The sequence below is a fragment of the Aliirhizobium wenxiniae genome (assembly GCF_014201355.1).
In the GTDB taxonomy this organism is placed as follows: domain Bacteria; phylum Pseudomonadota; class Alphaproteobacteria; order Rhizobiales; family Rhizobiaceae; genus Neorhizobium; species Neorhizobium wenxiniae.
On the sequence record NZ_JACHEG010000002.1, the window covers coordinates 530756 to 546432 of the forward strand.

At 58.6% G+C, this 15677-nt stretch carries 19 protein-coding genes; 10 read left to right on the plus strand and 9 right to left on the minus strand.

Annotated elements, in window-relative coordinates; all coding sequences use genetic code 11:
* Positions 1–53 precede the first annotated feature (53 nt).
* The 3 genes from HNQ72_RS10600 to HNQ72_RS10610 all read right to left on the minus strand — a co-directional run bounded on the left by HNQ72_RS10600 (position 54) and on the right by HNQ72_RS10610 (position 1867).
* Entirely contained in the window at positions 54–563 is a 510-nt protein-coding gene (locus tag HNQ72_RS10600; RefSeq protein ID WP_183992233.1) for a GNAT family N-acetyltransferase, read from the minus strand.
* Between the two features lie 84 nt (positions 564–647).
* The gene (gene trhA, locus HNQ72_RS10605; RefSeq protein WP_183992234.1) at positions 648–1319 is read right to left on the minus strand and encodes a PAQR family membrane homeostasis protein TrhA; all 672 of its coding nucleotides are present in this window, start codon (positions 1317–1319) and stop codon (positions 648–650) included.
* 137 nt (positions 1320–1456) lie between these two features.
* Positions 1457–1867: a universal stress protein gene (locus tag HNQ72_RS10610; protein WP_183992235.1), complete on the minus strand. Its 411-nt coding sequence runs from the start codon at positions 1865–1867 to the stop codon at positions 1457–1459.
* Between the two features lie 205 nt (positions 1868–2072).
* On the opposite strand from HNQ72_RS10610, the gene HNQ72_RS10615 reads away from it, so the two are divergent.
* Together HNQ72_RS10615 and HNQ72_RS10620 are read left to right on the plus strand one after the other, a co-directional pair.
* Positions 2073–2939 (plus strand): VOC family protein, encoded by an 867-nt coding sequence (locus HNQ72_RS10615; protein ID WP_183992236.1) that lies wholly within the window; start codon positions 2073–2075, stop codon positions 2937–2939.
* A 118-nt stretch (positions 2940–3057) separates the two neighbouring features.
* Positions 3058–4224: an AI-2E family transporter gene (locus HNQ72_RS10620; protein ID WP_183992237.1), complete on the plus strand. Its 1167-nt coding sequence runs from the start codon at positions 3058–3060 to the stop codon at positions 4222–4224.
* 46 nt (positions 4225–4270) lie between these two features.
* Here HNQ72_RS10620 and HNQ72_RS10625 read toward each other — a convergent pair whose 3' ends face one another.
* Entirely contained in the window at positions 4271–4657 is a 387-nt protein-coding gene (locus HNQ72_RS10625) for a DUF930 domain-containing protein (protein ID WP_148143945.1), read from the minus strand.
* A gap of 239 nt (positions 4658–4896) precedes the next feature.
* Here HNQ72_RS10625 and HNQ72_RS10630 point away from each other — a divergent pair, with 239 nt between their 5' ends.
* Both HNQ72_RS10630 and HNQ72_RS10635 read left to right on the plus strand, forming a co-directional pair.
* Positions 4897–7005 carry a S9 family peptidase gene (locus HNQ72_RS10630; protein ID WP_183992238.1) on the plus strand — a complete coding sequence of 703 codons (2109 nt, stop codon included), beginning with the start codon at positions 4897–4899 and terminating at the stop codon, positions 7003–7005.
* Between the two features lie 378 nt (positions 7006–7383).
* Positions 7384–7644, plus strand: a complete 261-nt coding sequence (locus tag HNQ72_RS10635; protein ID WP_183992239.1) for a hypothetical protein — start codon at positions 7384–7386, stop codon at positions 7642–7644.
* Between the two features lie 91 nt (positions 7645–7735).
* On the opposite strand, the gene dmeF is transcribed toward HNQ72_RS10635, so the two are convergent.
* Positions 7736–8716 (minus strand): CDF family Co(II)/Ni(II) efflux transporter DmeF, encoded by a 981-nt coding sequence (dmeF, locus tag HNQ72_RS10640; RefSeq protein WP_183992240.1) that lies wholly within the window; start codon positions 8714–8716, stop codon positions 7736–7738.
* A gap of 61 nt (positions 8717–8777) precedes the next feature.
* Positions 8778–9050 carry a Ni(II)/Co(II)-sensing transcriptional repressor DmeR gene (gene dmeR, locus HNQ72_RS10645; RefSeq protein WP_183992241.1) on the minus strand — a complete coding sequence of 91 codons (273 nt, stop codon included), beginning with the start codon at positions 9048–9050 and terminating at the stop codon, positions 8778–8780.
* Positions 9051–9198: 148 nt separating this feature from the next.
* On the opposite strand from dmeR, the gene HNQ72_RS10650 reads away from it, so the two are divergent.
* From HNQ72_RS10650 to HNQ72_RS10670, 5 genes are all read left to right on the plus strand, one after another.
* Positions 9199–9723: a hypothetical protein gene (locus HNQ72_RS10650; protein WP_183992242.1), complete on the plus strand. Its 525-nt coding sequence runs from the start codon at positions 9199–9201 to the stop codon at positions 9721–9723.
* 104 nt (positions 9724–9827) lie between these two features.
* Entirely contained in the window at positions 9828–10244 is a 417-nt protein-coding gene (locus HNQ72_RS10655; protein ID WP_183992243.1) for a MerR family transcriptional regulator, read from the plus strand.
* A gap of 53 nt (positions 10245–10297) precedes the next feature.
* Positions 10298–11272, plus strand: coding sequence for a prolyl aminopeptidase (gene pip, locus HNQ72_RS10660; RefSeq protein ID WP_183992244.1), 975 nt, complete (start codon positions 10298–10300; stop codon positions 11270–11272).
* 183 nt (positions 11273–11455) lie between these two features.
* Positions 11456–11956 carry a GNAT family N-acetyltransferase gene (locus tag HNQ72_RS10665; RefSeq protein WP_183992245.1) on the plus strand — a complete coding sequence of 167 codons (501 nt, stop codon included), beginning with the start codon at positions 11456–11458 and terminating at the stop codon, positions 11954–11956.
* 32 nt (positions 11957–11988) lie between these two features.
* Positions 11989–12558: a DJ-1/PfpI family protein gene (locus HNQ72_RS10670; protein WP_183992246.1), complete on the plus strand. Its 570-nt coding sequence runs from the start codon at positions 11989–11991 to the stop codon at positions 12556–12558.
* A gap of 12 nt (positions 12559–12570) precedes the next feature.
* On the opposite strand, the gene HNQ72_RS10675 is transcribed toward HNQ72_RS10670, so the two are convergent.
* The 3 genes from HNQ72_RS10675 to HNQ72_RS10685 form a co-directional block, all read right to left on the minus strand.
* Positions 12571–13482, minus strand: a complete 912-nt coding sequence (locus tag HNQ72_RS10675) for a cytochrome c (RefSeq protein ID WP_183992247.1) — start codon at positions 13480–13482, stop codon at positions 12571–12573.
* A gap of 83 nt (positions 13483–13565) precedes the next feature.
* Entirely contained in the window at positions 13566–14000 is a 435-nt protein-coding gene (locus HNQ72_RS10680; protein ID WP_373289448.1) for a c-type cytochrome, read from the minus strand.
* Positions 14001–14172: 172 nt separating this feature from the next.
* On the minus strand, positions 14173–14805 hold the full coding sequence (locus tag HNQ72_RS10685; protein ID WP_183992249.1) for a LysE family translocator: 633 nt from the start codon (positions 14803–14805) through the stop codon (positions 14173–14175).
* A gap of 131 nt (positions 14806–14936) precedes the next feature.
* On the opposite strand from HNQ72_RS10685, the gene HNQ72_RS10690 reads away from it, so the two are divergent.
* Positions 14937–15626 (plus strand): helix-turn-helix transcriptional regulator, encoded by a 690-nt coding sequence (locus HNQ72_RS10690; protein ID WP_183992250.1) that lies wholly within the window; start codon positions 14937–14939, stop codon positions 15624–15626.
* The last annotated feature ends 51 nt before the right edge of the window (positions 15627–15677 follow it).

The window sequence follows — 15677 nt, forward strand, 5'->3', positions numbered from 1 at the left end:
TATTTCCGGCAATATAGGGCGTTTGATGGGAAACGCAGGGGAAACCGGACGGTTCAGACCTTGGTGAGCTTCAGCTCCATGCAGGTCAGGTCCAGCCAGCGGCCGAATTTCGTACCGACTTCGGAGAATGTGCCGGCGATGCGAAAACCGAGCGCGTTGTGGAGCGCTATGGAGGCCTGGTTTTCGGATTCGATTGCGGCGATCATCACATGCACGCCGTTCGAGGCGGCGCGGGCGATCAGCTCTTCCATCAGCTTGCGGCCGAGACCGTGGCCGCGGAAGGACTTGTGGACATAGACCGAATGTTCGACGGTGAAGCGGTAACCGTCGAAGGCACGCCAATCGCCATAAGAAGCGTAACCGGCAACCTCACCATCGAGCTGTGCGACGATAACCGGGAAACCCTTCGCCTTGCGGGCATCGAACCATGCGCGGCGGTTGTCGATATCGACCAGAGTCTCGTTCCAGATCGCCGTCGTGTTGAGAACCGCGTCGTTATAAATCTCCATGATGCCGTGCAGGTCGGCCTGGGCTGCATCACGAATGATTGGGGTGTTGCTCATGAACTTGTCCACTATGATGTAATTTCGTCCACTTTAGCAGACGAAAACTCCGTGTCGAGAAGCATTGCCGGACACACGGGAAATTCACAGGCCGCCGCCGGTGAGGCTGAAACAGGTCATCACCGCGCCATAATGGACCGCGGCGGCGGCAACGACGAAGCCGTGCCAGATTGCGTTCTGGAAACGCAACTTTTCCCAGATATGGAAGATGACGCCGAGCGAGTAGATCAGCCCGCCGATGACGATCAGAAGTGTGGTGACCGTCGGGAGATATTGCGAGACTTCTTCCATAACCACCACGCCGCTCCAGCCCATTGCCAGGTAAAGCAGAATGGCAAGCCTGTCATAGCGGCCGGGGAAGAGGCATTTCAGCGATACGCCGACGATGGCGGTGATCCAGATGGCCGCCAGCATTGCGGCAATCCAGGGATCGTGAGCCGCACCGCGCTGCAGGAAAGGCGTGTATGTGGCGGCAATCAGGATGAAGATCGCCGAATGATCAAGCCGGCGCAGAATCCATTTGGTGCGGGAATGCGGCCAGATATTGTAGGTGAAAGAGACCGACAGGCAGAGGATCAGCCCCAGCCCGTAAATCCAGGCGGCGGCGAGTTCGCCATAGCTCGACCAGACGGTGGCATAAAAGATCAGGGCCGTGGCACCAACCAGGGCAAAAACTATCCCGATCCCGTGGACAATACCGTCCGCGATGATTTCGTGCAGATCGTAACGCCGTCCGAAGTTGAAGAGTTCACTCATTCCAAAAGCCGTCTCCGTCCGACGACAGAATGCTTGGCGTCGCCGGTTAAGGCAAGACTTGTGAGGCGGGTGCCGCCTCACATTCGGTTTAAAGCCGTAAGATCAGAGTATCCGTCTACCGGCGCGGCGTCACGATTTCAGCGGTCGATCAGCACCGAGCATTTGGCGTGGCGGACGACGCGGTCGGCAGTGGCGCCGATAATGTAGTTGCTGAGATCGGGAACATGCGAGGCAACGATGATGAGATCGGCCTTTGCGTCTTCGGCGGCGGCTAGTATTTCGCGCGCCGGCGCGCCCTGGCGGATCTCGATATCGGCCTTAACTCCGGCCGTGTTGCGAAGTTCGCTCAGTTCTGTTTCAGCCCTCTTGCGGGCATCGACGAGCATGTCGACGGAGAGATCCGACACGACATAAGCGGGCAGTTCCTCCACGACGTTGATCATCAGAATGCGGCCACCTGCAGCAGACAGCTGTGCAGCCTGCTTCAATATACGTTCAGCCTTTTCCGCCTGGGCTATATCGACTGCCACAAGGATCGTTTTGTACATTTCAATCTCCTTCAACTGTCCAGCATTTTTGCCCAGCTTACACCTGCTGCCTTGATTCGCATCAAGCTTCATTGTTCACCTTTTAAGAACGAAGCTTCTCCCATTTTTCGACTTTCGTGAACGGTGGGAATGGGCGATATTCCGGCATCGCGGCTTTGCCGCCGCAGACGTCTGCGGCCATGCAAACTCGCCCCGGAGAGCATCAATGAGCAATTCTTCTGAAGCAGCTTTCGCCCTGACACGCCCGGCTCATGTAGGTCGCGCGCATCTGGTGGTTACCGATCTCGATACTACATCGAAATTCTATCAAGAGATCATCGGCCTGTCGGTGCTGGAAAAGAGTGCCAGCGGCGTGCTGCTTGGCGCCCATGGCCTGCCTCTGTTGCAGCTTACGACCGACAGCACTGTTACTCGCGCACCGCGTCAGGCTGCAGGTCTTTTTCACACCGCGTTTCTGATGCCGAACCGTTTGGAACTTGCTCATTGGCTGGCGAATGCAGCGCACAAGGGCGTGCAACTCGACGGCGCGTCGGACCATCTGGTCTCGGAAGCACTCTATCTGTCGGATCCGGAAGGCAACGGCATCGAGATCTATCGTGACCGCACGCCGGCTGAATGGACCTATTTTCCGGATGGAACCGTGCAAATGGCAACCGACCGGCTGAACCTCCAGGCGCTTTACGACTCGGCGCCAAAGAGCGACTGGAATGGCATGGCTCCCGGCACATCCGTTGGTCATATCCATCTGCAGGTCGGCGACATTCCGCAAGCGGACGCATTTTATCGCGACGTGCTGGGCCTGAAAATCATGGCGCGCTATCCGGGTGCGAGCTTCTTTGCCACCGGCGGCTACCACCATCATATCGCTGCCAATATCTGGAACAGCCGGGGCGCTCAGCCACGCCAAGACAACATGACCGGCCTTTCCGACTACACGGTACGCTTCAACGACAAGGAAGCGCTGACCAAGGCACTTGCAGCGCTGGAAACCCAGGAAATCTCAACGACGAAGACAGCCGAAGGACATGCGCTGAAAGATCCGTGGGGTATCGGCCTGACGTTGGCAGCTTGAGGCCCGCCGTCTCGACCTGATTGGCAGGATTACCAGAAAGCTAATAAACACTCGGCGCTCCGGAACCGGAGTGCCGTTTTTGCGTTTTGTCGCAGGTTCGGGGCACTCAGGGGAAAAGATGACAACGACCAGCGCGCGCGGCGGCGGCAAGCCGAAGAAGCATTTCGTAGATTTTTCGTCGCGTCGGCGCGAGGCATTCGCTGTCGTCGAAGAAGAAGATCTGAGCTCGATTGAGGATGCCCCGCTGGGACGTGATGCACTCAATGTGGCCATGGCCTGGGCCGTGATCGGCATATTTGCGATCATCTTCTTCGCCATCCTTCATTATATGGCGCTGATCCTCATACCCGTCACACTTGCCGTCGTCGTGGGACTGATCCTCGGGCTTGTGGCAGACAAGCTCGGCCGTGCGGGCATGCCGCGTTTCGGCATTGCCGTAATCCTGTCGACGCTTGTGTTTCTCGTGCTGTTCCTGATCGCCAATGCGCTGGCGGAACCGGTTGCGACGCTCATGCGGGAGGGGCCCACATTCGTCGAACGCTCCTACGATCGCCTCATGCCTTTTCTGGAACGTCAGCACTGGCTGAACATCTCCCCGGCCACGTTCCAGACCGGTACGATGTCGATGGACAAGCTGCTGGAAAACTCCACCAACATTCTGGGCGTGGTAACGGCCAGCCTGACGCCTGCGATCATTCAGGGGATGATCTTCTTTGCTGCGCTGCTGCTGTTCCTTTATGGACGTCTGAGGCTTCGCAGAACGCTGATCATGGCGTTTCCGAACCGCCGCCAGCGTCTGATCACAATCCGGGTACTGAACTCGATCGATGAGGTCCTTGGCTATTATTTCGCGACAGCCAGCGTGATGTATTTCTGCCTCGGTATCGTAATGACGGTAATCGCGTGGATGTGCGGACTGAGCATGCCGGTGCTGTGGGGCATGTTCGCGTTTCTCTCAAGCTTCATCCCGTTCCTCGGGATCACGCTGATGACCATCTCGGTGGCGATTGCCGGCATTATCACCCATGACGCCATTTTCCTGGCGCTGCTGCCGGCTTTCCTGTTTTTCACCGTGCATCTCGCGATGGAAAACCTGATCTTTCCGGCGGTGATGGGGCGTCAGTGGGAGATCAATCCCTTCGTCGTCTTCCTCGCCATCCTGTTCTGGACCTGGATGTGGGGAGCTGTCGGCGCGATGCTGGCACTGCCGCTCTCGCTAATTCTCATGACGGTGCTGGCGGAACTGTTTCCCGAGCGCAAGGCAACGCCAAACCTGCCGGGTTGAGGCTGGAGAAGCACCGCAGCATTATCGATGCTGCGGCGACACAGGATCAGTCGTAGAGATAATATTTGTCCCACAGGTCACGGGTGACCTTGGAGCCGATCGTATAGTCGAAGGACATAATCTTCAGGCCGGCCTCACCGGTTTCGCATTTGAACTTGAGCCGGTACCAATCCCCCGCGCTGCGGAAGACGGCGCCTGGTGCCTTCAGTTTGTTTCCGTCCTCGATCGTATCGGAAAAGGTGTAGGCGATGACCTTGTCGGGGCGGAATTCGCCGGTTTTGCGAATCTGGTCCATCGCTTCCATGTCGCAACGCTGCTCGCGACGTTCATCGGGGTCCAGGGCGTTCAATTGCCTGGTAACGCGCGCATCCAGCGCATGTGCCGCAGACGCGGAAAACAGGACAAGAGCCATCACCGACAGCTGTTTCTTCATGTGATCCCTACTCATATCGACTTGGATGGCGCGGAAACTAGGAGACGTGCAGTCAATTGACCACCAACCGAGGCGCGAAATACCATGATGTGAACAGACGAGGTGGTGAGCGGAGAAAAATGGCTGAACAGGTGCTTTCGGATGCAAAGAAGAAGTAACGCGCGGCGTCATCACCGCTTGCCTCTCAGGCGCCCACAACCTATCTCTGGCACTCCTTCCTTTCATACCGGAGTGCTCCCTTGGCCCCCTCCCCTAAATCGCCTTTCGCTAATCTTCCTACAGCCCCTGTAGCGCCCAAGAAGCCGGTCAGCGACACGCGTCACGGAATTACCCGCTCGGACGATTATGCCTGGCTGCGGGCCGACAACTGGCAGGCGATGTTCAAGGATCCGTCGATCCTCGACCCTGAAATCCGCAAGCATCTGGAAGCCGAAAACAGCTATATGGAAGCAGCACTCGGCGACACGGAAGAGCTGCAGAAAACGCTGTTTTCTGAAATGCGCGGCCGCATCAAGGAAGACGACAGTTCGGTGCCGACGAAGGACGGACCTTACGCCTATGGCTCCCTGTTCGTGACCGGCGGCGAGCAGCCGCATTATTTCCGCACCCCGCGTGACGGCGGCGACAAGCAGACGCTTTTCGACGGTGACAAGGAAGCGGAGGGCAAGGATTATTTCCGGCTGGCCGGTATGGACCACTCGACCGATCATAGCCACGGCATATGGGGTTATGACGACAAGGGATCGGAATATTTCACTTTGCGCATCCGCAATCTTGAAACCGGCGTGGACCTCGATGACGTGATCGAGAACACTGCTGGCGACGGCGTGTGGGCGCCCGATGGCAAGAGTTTCTTCTACACGCTGCAGGACGAGAACCATCGCCCGTCGAAAGTCTTCCACCATATCGTCGGTGAGCCGCAGTCTTCCGATCGGCTGGTGTTCGAGGAGACTGATCCAGGCTTCTTCATGGGTGTCGGAGGCTCGCTGCTCGACGACTTCATCTATATCGACATCCACGACCACGAGACGTCCGAATACCGACTGATCCCGACTTCCGATCTGACTGCCGAGCCGACGCTGGTTGCGGAGCGCGAAGAGGGTATCGAATATTCGATGACCGAGGGCGGCGACGTTTTCTACATCATGACCAATGATGGCGACGCCAAGGATTTCAAGATCGTCGAGGCGCCGATTTCCGCTCCCGGCAAGGAAAACTGGAAGCCCGTCGTGCCACATGAACCGGGCCGGCTGATCATCTCGCACATGGCCTATGCGCGCCATCTGATCTGGCTGCAGCGCAAGGACGGCTTGCCTCAGATCGTCATCCGCGACCGCAGGACGGGCGAAGAACATGCGATCGCCTTCGATGAAGAAGCCTATTCGCTCGGTCTTTCGGGTGCAGCCGAATACGATTCCGATATGATCCGGTTCTCCTATTCGTCGATGACCACGCCGACGCAGCTCTATGACTACGACATGGTGACGCGCGAACGGGTGCTGCTGAAGACCCAGGAAGTGCCATCGGGGCATAACCCGGATGATTACGTCACCCGCCGGGTGATGGCGCCGGCGCATGACGGCGAACTGGTGCCGGTCTCGCTGCTCTACAAAAAGGGTACGCCGCTCGACGGCTCGTCGCCCTGCCTGCTCTACGGTTATGGCGCCTATGGCATAACCATCCCGGCATCGTTCTCGACCAATGCGCTTTCACTTGCCGACCGCGGCATCGTCTATGCCATCGCCCATATCCGCGGCGGCAAGGACAAAGGCTTCGCCTGGTACGAAAACGGCAAGATGGAGAACAAGCAGAACACCTTTAAAGACTTCATCGCGGCTGCCGACCATCTGGTTGCGACCGGCTTTACCGCGTATGACCGGATCATTGCCGAGGGCGGCTCCGCCGGCGGCATGCTGATGGGCGCGGTTGCCAACATGGCGCCGGAAAAATTTGCCGGCATCATCGCCGCAGTGCCCTTCGTCGATGTGTTGAACACCATGCTCGACGACACGCTGCCGCTCACTCCACCGGAATGGCCGGAATGGGGAAACCCGATCGAGTCCGAGGAGGAATATCGCTGGATCGCGGCTTATTCGCCTTACGACAACGTCACGGCCCGAGCCTATCCGCCGATCCTGGCAATCTCAGGTCTTACCGACCCGCGCGTAACCTATTGGGAGCCCACCAAGTGGGTGGCCAAGCTGCGCGAGCATACGTCCGGGACGGCGCCGATACTGCTCAAGACGAATATGGCAGCCGGCCATGGCGGCAAGTCGGGCCGTTTCCAGAGGCTTGAAGAGATCGCCTTCGAATATGCATTCGCGATCAAGGTTGCAGGCAAGATGTAAACGAATACGGGTACCCGCCTTATCCGGATAATTGACAATCGGGCCAGCATCTTGCTGGCCCGAATTGCAATGTGCCCTCGCCCTGCGTGATTCTTCAGACCACGCCGCCCAATACTGACAAAGAGGCGGAAAAGCGGTTGCGCCGAACATCGGGGCTCGCCGGAACGGTTGAATTCCAGACATAGATTCAAATTTTCCTGGTCGCGGCAAAGCTGAGCGAAATCGCGCAAGCTTGCGGTTTTACAGGCGTTTAACCGGTTCGAACAAGCAGGTTGCAGCCTGTCAAGCCCTCTTCAGGCTTTGCGCCAGCTCGACGCAAGCTTCGCGCAAGGTTCCAGCGTTAACTCTTCGTTAACTAACTGGACGTGGACCAAAGCGATGAAGATCGATAGCGGCCTGAGTGGCTATCAATATCCGAACCGAACCGTTGAAGTGGAGCGCACGGCTGAGGAAGCGCCTCAAGCTGCCGCCGTTTCGTTTACACGTTTCGCGGATGCATTGACCGGCAGCAGCACACAACTTTCCAGCTCGCTTGCAAGTGCGCTCTGGATCATGGGCGCAGAAGATGCGGACCCAAGCTTCAGCACGAGCGTAGCACCGCAAGCCTGGGTGCAGAACCTCTACCAGGAATTTGCCTGACCGGCATTGCAATACCAGAGACAAGAAAGGCCCGAACCGGATCCGGTTTCGGGCCTTTCTTTTGGTTCAGCCGGAACCTGGCCGAGGTCAATCAACCGAGCGCGGTTACCTCTACCGTCACGTGCGACAGGCCGGGAATGGATTTCAGCTTTTCCTTGTAGGACGCCGGCGCCCTAGGGACTGTCGTTGCGACTGATACGATCGCTGCATTGTGCCCGGGACCAAGCTGCCAGACATGCAGATCCATGACCGTATCATCGGGCGTTTCCATGACCTTCCTGATCCTGACCGCCAGATCCCCGTCATCCGGCTGCGCATCGAGCAATACGCGAGAGGTAGCGCGGACAAGCCCGAAGGACCAGCGCGCTATGACAATGCCGCCAACGATGCCCATGATCGGATCGAGCGCATTCCAGCCATAGAGCCGACCGAGAATAAGTGCGGCGATTGCCAGCACCGATGTCAGCGCATCGGCGAGAACATGGAGATAGGCGGCGCGAAGATTATTATCTTCGGTGCCAACATGTGCATGATGACCGGAATGAGCGTGATCGCCATGATGACCGGCATGGCTATGGCTGCCATGATGTCCATGGTGACCGCCATGATGATGATCGTGGTCATCGCGCAGCAGCCAGGCGCTCAACAGGTTTACGGCCAGACCGATGACAGCCACGAAGATCGCCTGATCGAAATCGATCGCCACCGGATTTGCCAGGCGCACGAAACTTTCCCAGGCGATGAACAGCGCCACCAGCGCCAGCACCACGGCACTGGCGAAACCGGCGAGATCACCCAGCTTGCCGGTACCGAAGGTGTAACGCGGGTTCTTCGCGTTGCGCCTTGCATACATATAGGCCAGCGCCGAGATCAACATGGCTCCGGCATGGGTGGACATGTGCCAGCCATCGGCCGTCAACGCCATAGACCCGAAGATCGAGCCGGCGACGATTTCCGCGACCATCATCGAGGCGGTCAGCGCGATGACCAGCCAGACCTTCCGCTCGTTGCGCTCATGATCCGCGCCGAGAAACACGTGCTCATGCTTCAGACTATCGATACTGCTTGCCATGACAGGCTCCATTTCCAAACATTACCGGCCGAAGCCGTATTCAAACTGTGAGCGGCCATTCTCACCGGATGTAGGTACGCAAGACATCGGCGAGTTCGGCGGCCGCCTTGTCCCGCTCGGCATCGTTTTCGGCATGCACTACGTGCTCATGCAAATGGCCCTCTATGACCTCTCCGGTCAGGCCGGCCAGCGCACCGCGGATCGAAGCCAGAAGCTGCAAGACGTCGCCACAGGGAGCTTCCGCCTCCAGCGAGCGTTCAACCGCCTCCATCTGCCCCTTCATCCGGCGCACCCGCGCCAGGAGTTTTGCCTTGTCTCGAACTGTGTGCGACACATCTCACTCCAATTATAATATAGGGGGGTATACTATATTGAGATCAAAAGAAGCGCAATCCACCAACTGAGCCACCTTGCAACGCCGTGCTTTAGCCCCGGGCAAGCCTCGATTTGCAATCATGTGTCAGAAAATTGAGGAGACAACCATGATCGTTACGTCAAGTTCGAGTTCCAGTGCCTATACAGGCTCTGCCGGCAGATCCGCGAAGAGCGGAACGGAGATGTTCGTGCTGGATGAAAATCGACAGCAGGGAAGCGGCAGCAATAGTCAGGGCAATGCCTTGACCAGCGGCGACACATCGTTCAGCGCCAGGCTGGCAGCCATGTTCCTGGTGCCTGAAAGACCAGAAGCAGAGACCGCCAAGGACGCAATCGAAACGGGAACCGAAAAGAGCGCCTACAGCCAATACGAACAGGAATTCATGGATCTTGCCGACAAGACGCTCGCTGAACGGATCCGCGAACAGTACCTGAAGGATAACGACCTGACCGAAGATGATGTCAATGCGATGTCGCCCGAGGACCGCAAAGCGGTAGAAGACGATATCCGCAATGCAATTCTCGAGGCGATGGGCGTCAACGAGGACAAGCAGGCCATAGCGGTCACCATCAACGTCCCGAACGCGACCGACTTCGTTGCAAAAAGCGCGGAAGACGAGACGCAGTTGTAACGGCACAGGCTGCGACCCGAGCATTCAGATCGGGTGTGCGCAACCTTGAACAGCAAGGGATCGCCGATTAGATATCTCCAGAGACTATAGGTTTGGAGTGTGTCATGCTGTCGATTGGCGATCTTTCGAAACGGACCGGCGTAAAGGTTCCGACTATCCGCTATTACGAGCAGATGGGCCTGCTTGCCGCGGCGGAACGATCCGAGGGCAACCAGCGACGTTATGAGCGGCAGGATCTCGAGCGGCTCGCCTTCATCCGCCATGCGCGCGATCTGGGGCTCGACATTTCCGCCATCCGGGAACTGATCGCGCTTAGCCAGCATCCGCACCAGCCCTGCGGCAATGCCGACCGGATCGCCGCCGATCACCTCAAAAGCGTGCGCGACAAGATCGAGAAACTGAAGAAGCTGGAACAGGAGCTGGCGCGCATCGTCTCCCATTGCGACGGCGATCACGCAATCGAGGACTGCTACGTGATCCGCTCGCTTTCAGATCACGGACTTTGCGACAGTGAGCATTGAACTGAAACAATGCGGCTGTATGGACAATGCCATTACGGCCGCTCGGATTGCCTATGACCAACCTGTTTCCCAGCCTCTCCCCTTATCAGACGGGCTTTCTCGAACGCACCGACGGCAACCGTATCTTCTTTGCAGTGTCCGGCAACCCTGAAGGAAAGCCGGCAGTACTTTTGCATGGCGGGCCGGGCTCGGGCCTTTCGGAAGGTGCAAGGCGGCAATTCGACCCCGCATTGTGGCGCATCGTCCAGTTCGACCAGCGCGGATGCGGCAGAAGCATGCCGAGTGCGGCTGATTTTGCTAACACTTTGGCCGACAACACGACGGACCACCTGCTTGGCGACATCGAGGCGTTGCGCGACATGCTGGGCATCGATCGCTGGGTGGTTTACGGTACATCATGGGGCGCAACTCTGGCGCTCGTATATGCCCAGGCCTTTGCGCATCACGTCGAGGGTATCGTGCTTGCCGGTGTCACCACAACCCGCTGGGAGGAGATCGACTGGCTTTACAATGGCATGCGCCTTTTCCTGCCGGAAGCACATCAGCGTTTCATCGCCGCCATCCCCGCGCAACTGCGCGAATACCATCCGGTGACGGCCTATCATGCATTGCTCAATGACAGCGACCCGACCGTGCGCCAGAAAGCGGCATTCGACTGGCATCTCTGGGAGGCCGGGTCGATTTCTGCGGAAATACAGGGTGGCGGGATGACTGATCTGCCGGAGCGCTGGCGCGATCCGGGATTCGTACTGGCCCGGGCCAGACTTTGTGCCCACTATTTCCACCATCAGGCATGGCTTGCCGACAGGCAGATTGTCGACAATGCCTCGAAGCTCGCCGGGATAGCCGGCGTATTGATTCAAGGACGGCTGGACCTGCAGGGGCCACCGAAGACCGCCTATGAGCTTTCCCGAGTATGGCCGGCAAGCGAGTTGATAATGCTTGACGAAGCCGGACACTCGACCGGCGACCGCGGAATGGCCGATGCAATCATGTCGGCGATTGATCGCTTCGCAAAGACGGCTTGACAAGTTTTTCGGACAGGCGCATGAGAGCTGTCATGATCAATACGCGCATAACCACCGCCGCAACGTATTTTTGGGCCTACCTGTAAAGGGCGGCTCGACAGATCATCATGTCAACAAGCCGCCGTCAGGCGGCTTTGTTGTTTCACGGCACCTGACGGCACCACAAGATCAAAGGATGCCGAAATGCCGCAAGTTCTTCTCGAAGACAGCGAAATATCCCTTCCCCGCCCGGCCGTGCTGACCATCCGTCATGCCAAGCGCCACGACCTGCCCGAACTCAACGAGATGATCGCTGCACTTGCAGCGCATCACCATGATGCCTCGGCCATGACGCCCGATATTCTCGAACGCGACCTGTTCGGCGACAGGCCGTGGATTACCGTGCTTGTTGCCGATACCGGTTCGGAACTGATCGGATACGCCATTCTCGTGCCGCTCTACCGCGCCCAGGAAGGCACCCGCGGCATGGACCTGCATCATCTCTTCGTGCGCGACGGCCAGCGTGGACACGGCATCGGCCAGCATCTGGTTGCCCGCGCCCGCGACATCGCCAAAGGCGCCGGCTGCGGCTACCTCTCCGTCAGCGCCACGACCGGCAATTCCGCTGCGCACCGTTTCTACGAACATCTGGAATTCAAGCCGCGGCCGGTGACCGGCATGCGCTATACACAGGCGCTCACCTGAGCGCATAATCCTGTTTCGAGGAGGATGGACGAATGACAGCGATCGTTGTGGCGCTCACACCGGAATTCGCCGATTGGGAATGCGCGCTGCTGATGGCGGTGGCGCGTAGCTATCTCGGCGTGACGGTAAAGACTGCGACAGGCGATGGCCGCCCCGTCACCTCGATGGGCGGGCTGAACGTCACGCCAGACCTTTCTTTCGCGCAGGTAAGGCCGGAAGATTTCGATGCGCTCGCGGTGCCCGGCGGGCTTGCCTGGGAAAAAAATGTCGTGCCTGAAGGCCTGCATAATCTGGTGCGGGCGTTCCGGAGCGAGAAAAAGATGGCGGCCGGCATCTGTGCCGCAGCCAGCATGCTGGCCGGCGCCGGCGTGTTGAACGACGTGAAGCATACCGGCAATCGGGTGGCCTCGCACCAGAAATACCCGGACTACCGTGGCGAGGAGCTCTATGTGGACGGCCCGAAGGCGGTGTTTTCCGATGGCGTCGTGACAGCTGCAGGAACCGCCCCCTTCACCTTCACGGTCGAAATCCTCAAAGGTCTCGGGCTGTGGGATGCAACGGCGCAAGAGGAATTGTCGCCGTTTTCCGCCGAGCATAGGTAATATTCGAAACGATCAAAGCGCTGGCACGGCTTTCAGATAGGCGGCAATGGCTTCCAGGTCGCTTTTCGGCAGATGAGCCATGTTCTTCTGGACTTCAACCATGGAACCGCCGGCAGAATCGTATTCCGGGGTAAAGCCGGTTTCGAGGTAATTGACGATATCGGCTTCACTCCAGGAGCCGATCGGGCCTGACGGGGTGATGCCGGGAATTCTGCCCTCGCCTTCCGGATTGGGACCGCCGGCGAGCCATTTGCCTGACTCGAAGCCACCAAGGACGTTGCGCGGCGTATGGCATTCGCCGCAATGTCCCGGGCCTTCGACGAGATACTGGCCGCGGCGGACCTTTTCGTCGGCTGACGCGAGTTCAACCCGGGGTGCCTCGCTGAAATAGAGGAGTTTCCAGCCGCCGACCGCCATGCGGATATTGAACGGGAAGCCCAGCTCATGCGGCGGGGCAACATTGGGGCTTGTCGGCAGGGTCTTCAGATAGGCGAAGAGATCGCCGATATCCTTCGGCGACATACGCGCATAGGAGCCATAAGGGAAAGACGGATAGAGATGCTCGCCATTCGGCCCGACGCCGCGGGTCATGGCATTGCCGAACTGAGCCAGCGTCCAGCCGCCGATACCGGCATTCGGATCGGGAGAAATATTGGGAATATGGAAGGTGCCGAACGGGCTTGGCAGCGCCCGGCCGCCGGACATGACCTTCAACGCATCGCCTTCGGCCCCGGCTGCGGCATGGCAGCTGGCGCATCCGCCGGTCCAGAACAACTGCTCGCCATGCGCCAGATCCGGCGTGCCGGCATTCGCCCAGAAGCTTTCCGGATGCGGCGCAGGTTTTGTCAGCGCCCATGCGGTGACCGCTCCCAAACCTATCACCGCGACGCCAGCCGCCGCTATCTTCGACCAGGTCGAGGCCATGGCAAGTCTCCGGATATCCATTCTGCAGGTTCATGAAGCGGATCAGCGCAGCCGAAACTGCGCCGATCCCTTAACCGGTTCGCTTATCGCTTCAGGCGGTAAGTCTGGTGGCAGGTGCCGCAATTGGCGCCGAGCGTCTGCACCGCCTGCTGCACGCCGGCCTGATCCGCCGGCATGGAGGCAAGAAGCGTATCGGCATCGCTGGCGAGCTTCATGGACTTTGCCTTGAAGTCATCCATGTTGTCCCATATTGCCGGTGCGGCTGCGGAATTGACTTCGGAACCGGCCGGGAACTGATCCGGAAAGACCTTCATATCGGTGCTAATCGTCGTCAGAGCGGCCTTGACCGCCTCTGCGTCGTAAGGCTTTTCACCCTTGGCGATAGCACCAAGTGCGCCCACGGAGGCGCCGACCTGCTTCATCATCTGCTCGCGCTTGGCGACAGGATTGTCCTGCGCGACGGCTGCAGCCGCCAAGCCAAGACAGAGTGCGGCAGTGGTGATGGCGGTCATCCTGATCTTCATGAAGAAGTCTCCTCGTTATGCGGCAAGACGCCGGCAATTGCGCGAGGATATTGGACCGGCTTATCCGTTTGAAAGAAATCACGTTCCTGTCAGGATTGCGGAATGCTGTGGACCCTTCATTGAACACAGTGTTCACAAATACAGCACAGTGACAGACAGATTACAGCTACCGATGCAATGCTTCCCATAAAGCAAGGGCGGCGATCAGCAACAAGATCCCGCCACAGCAACGGCCGATCCATACTGTGCTTGCGCGATTGCCGACGAGCATGTTTCTTGCCCGGCCGGCCGCGACAGCGATGGCGCCATAGACGAACAGCTGGGTTGCCGCGGTCATCGCAGCCATGACAGCCGCCTGCGGCGCGAGCGGACCGAATTCGGGTTTTAGAAACTGCGGATAGACGGCCAGCATGAACATATAGGCCTTGGGGTTGATGAGACAGGTAATGGCGCCACGACGAAAGGCTTCCCAATTGCTTTTCGTATCGGCACGCCCGACATTATCGACGACGATGGCGCTTCTGATCAGGGTGAGCCCGATCCAGGCCATATAGAGCGCGCCGACCAGCATTAGCGGCGTAAACAGGACGGGCAGGAGTTTTGCCAGCAGGCCAACACCCAGGGCGCCATAGGCAGAATGGACCAGGCCACCCAGCATCATGCCTGCTGTGGCGGCCAGCCCCGCCGCCCGGCCACGGGTAAGCGAATTCGCCAGGACGAATATCATATCCATGCCCGGCAGGATGATGATACCGAAGAGAAGGGTGAAGAAGAGCCAGAGGTTTTCGCCGTAACTCATGTCAGTTGTCGCGCCATCCCGTTTTTGAAAGTTCGCCGGTTATCCTTGTTTTTCAAGCCGGCAGGAGGCGCTATAAGCCAGTGCAACTGACAGCGTTCTGTCAGTTGAATCAATAATGACTGAGAAATCTCATGCGCAAGGCGTCGCGGCTGTTCGAGATCATCCAAATCCTGAGACCGGCGAGAAAGCCGGTGACGGCGGCGGCAATCGCCGCGCAGCTGGAAGTCACGATTCGATCGATTTACCGGGACATTGCAGCGCTTCAGGCCATGCGTGTGCCGATCGAAGGCGAGCGCGGCATCGGCTATATCTTGAGGCCCGGCTTCACCCTGCCGCCGCTGATGCTGTCGATCGAGGAAACCGAGGCAATCGTGCTGGCTCTGGCGCTTCTCGACCGCACTGGAGATACCGAGCTGAGACGCGCCGCCAAGCGGGTGAACCGCAAGATCGCAGCGGTCGTTCCTGAGCCACTTGGCCGAACGTTTTCAGCGGATGCACTGCATGCCTGGGGAACAGTTGCCCCTGCCCCGGACGCAGTGGATCTGGCCCTTGTGCGCCGGGCTATCCGTGACGAGCAGAAGCTGCTTATCGGCTATCGTGATGAAGTGGGAAATGCGACCAAGCGGGTGATCCGCCCGATTGCCCTCATCTACTATTCGCAAACTGCCAACATCGTCGCGTGGTGCGAAATGCGTGACGCGGTCCGCAATTTTCGTGCGGACCGCGTGAGCCATTGCGAAGCGAGGGAAGATTTCTTTCCCGGGCAAGGCGACCGGTTACGCCAGGTCTGGATCGACGGATGGCAGCAACCGATCGCCTGATACCCGAATGCATGGGGCGCTTTAGCACCTCTCATGCATCCGGTGCCGCAT

Bases quoted from the DNA above. Each gene is read 5' to 3' on its own strand.
- HNQ72_RS10655 (WP_183992243.1), top strand. From the start codon at position 9,828: ATGCTGTCGATTGGCGATCTTTCGAAACGGACCGGCGTAAAGGTTCCG.
- HNQ72_RS10615 (WP_183992236.1), top strand. From the start codon at position 2,073: ATGAGCAATTCTTCTGAAGCAGCTTTCGCCCTGACACGCCCGGCTCAT.
- HNQ72_RS10650 (WP_183992242.1), top strand. From the start codon at position 9,199: ATGATCGTTACGTCAAGTTCGAGTTCCAGTGCCTATACAGGCTCTGCC.
- trhA (WP_183992234.1), bottom strand. From the start codon at position 1,319: ATGAGTGAACTCTTCAACTTCGGACGGCGTTACGATCTGCACGAAATC.
- HNQ72_RS10635 (WP_183992239.1), top strand. From the start codon at position 7,384: ATGAAGATCGATAGCGGCCTGAGTGGCTATCAATATCCGAACCGAACC.
- HNQ72_RS10625 (WP_148143945.1), bottom strand. From the start codon at position 4,657: ATGAAGAAACAGCTGTCGGTGATGGCTCTTGTCCTGTTTTCCGCGTCT.
- HNQ72_RS10610 (WP_183992235.1), bottom strand. From the start codon at position 1,867: ATGTACAAAACGATCCTTGTGGCAGTCGATATAGCCCAGGCGGAAAAG.
- pip (WP_183992244.1), top strand. From the start codon at position 10,298: ATGACCAACCTGTTTCCCAGCCTCTCCCCTTATCAGACGGGCTTTCTC.
- HNQ72_RS10670 (WP_183992246.1), top strand. From the start codon at position 11,989: ATGACAGCGATCGTTGTGGCGCTCACACCGGAATTCGCCGATTGGGAA.
- HNQ72_RS10675 (WP_183992247.1), bottom strand. From the start codon at position 13,482: ATGGCCTCGACCTGGTCGAAGATAGCGGCGGCTGGCGTCGCGGTGATA.
- HNQ72_RS10690 (WP_183992250.1), top strand. From the start codon at position 14,937: ATGCGCAAGGCGTCGCGGCTGTTCGAGATCATCCAAATCCTGAGACCG.
- dmeF (WP_183992240.1), bottom strand. From the start codon at position 8,716: ATGGCAAGCAGTATCGATAGTCTGAAGCATGAGCACGTGTTTCTCGGC.
- HNQ72_RS10620 (WP_183992237.1), top strand. From the start codon at position 3,058: ATGACAACGACCAGCGCGCGCGGCGGCGGCAAGCCGAAGAAGCATTTC.
- HNQ72_RS10665 (WP_183992245.1), top strand. From the start codon at position 11,456: ATGCCGCAAGTTCTTCTCGAAGACAGCGAAATATCCCTTCCCCGCCCG.
- HNQ72_RS10600 (WP_183992233.1), bottom strand. From the start codon at position 563: ATGAGCAACACCCCAATCATTCGTGATGCAGCCCAGGCCGACCTGCAC.
- HNQ72_RS10685 (WP_183992249.1), bottom strand. From the start codon at position 14,805: ATGAGTTACGGCGAAAACCTCTGGCTCTTCTTCACCCTTCTCTTCGGT.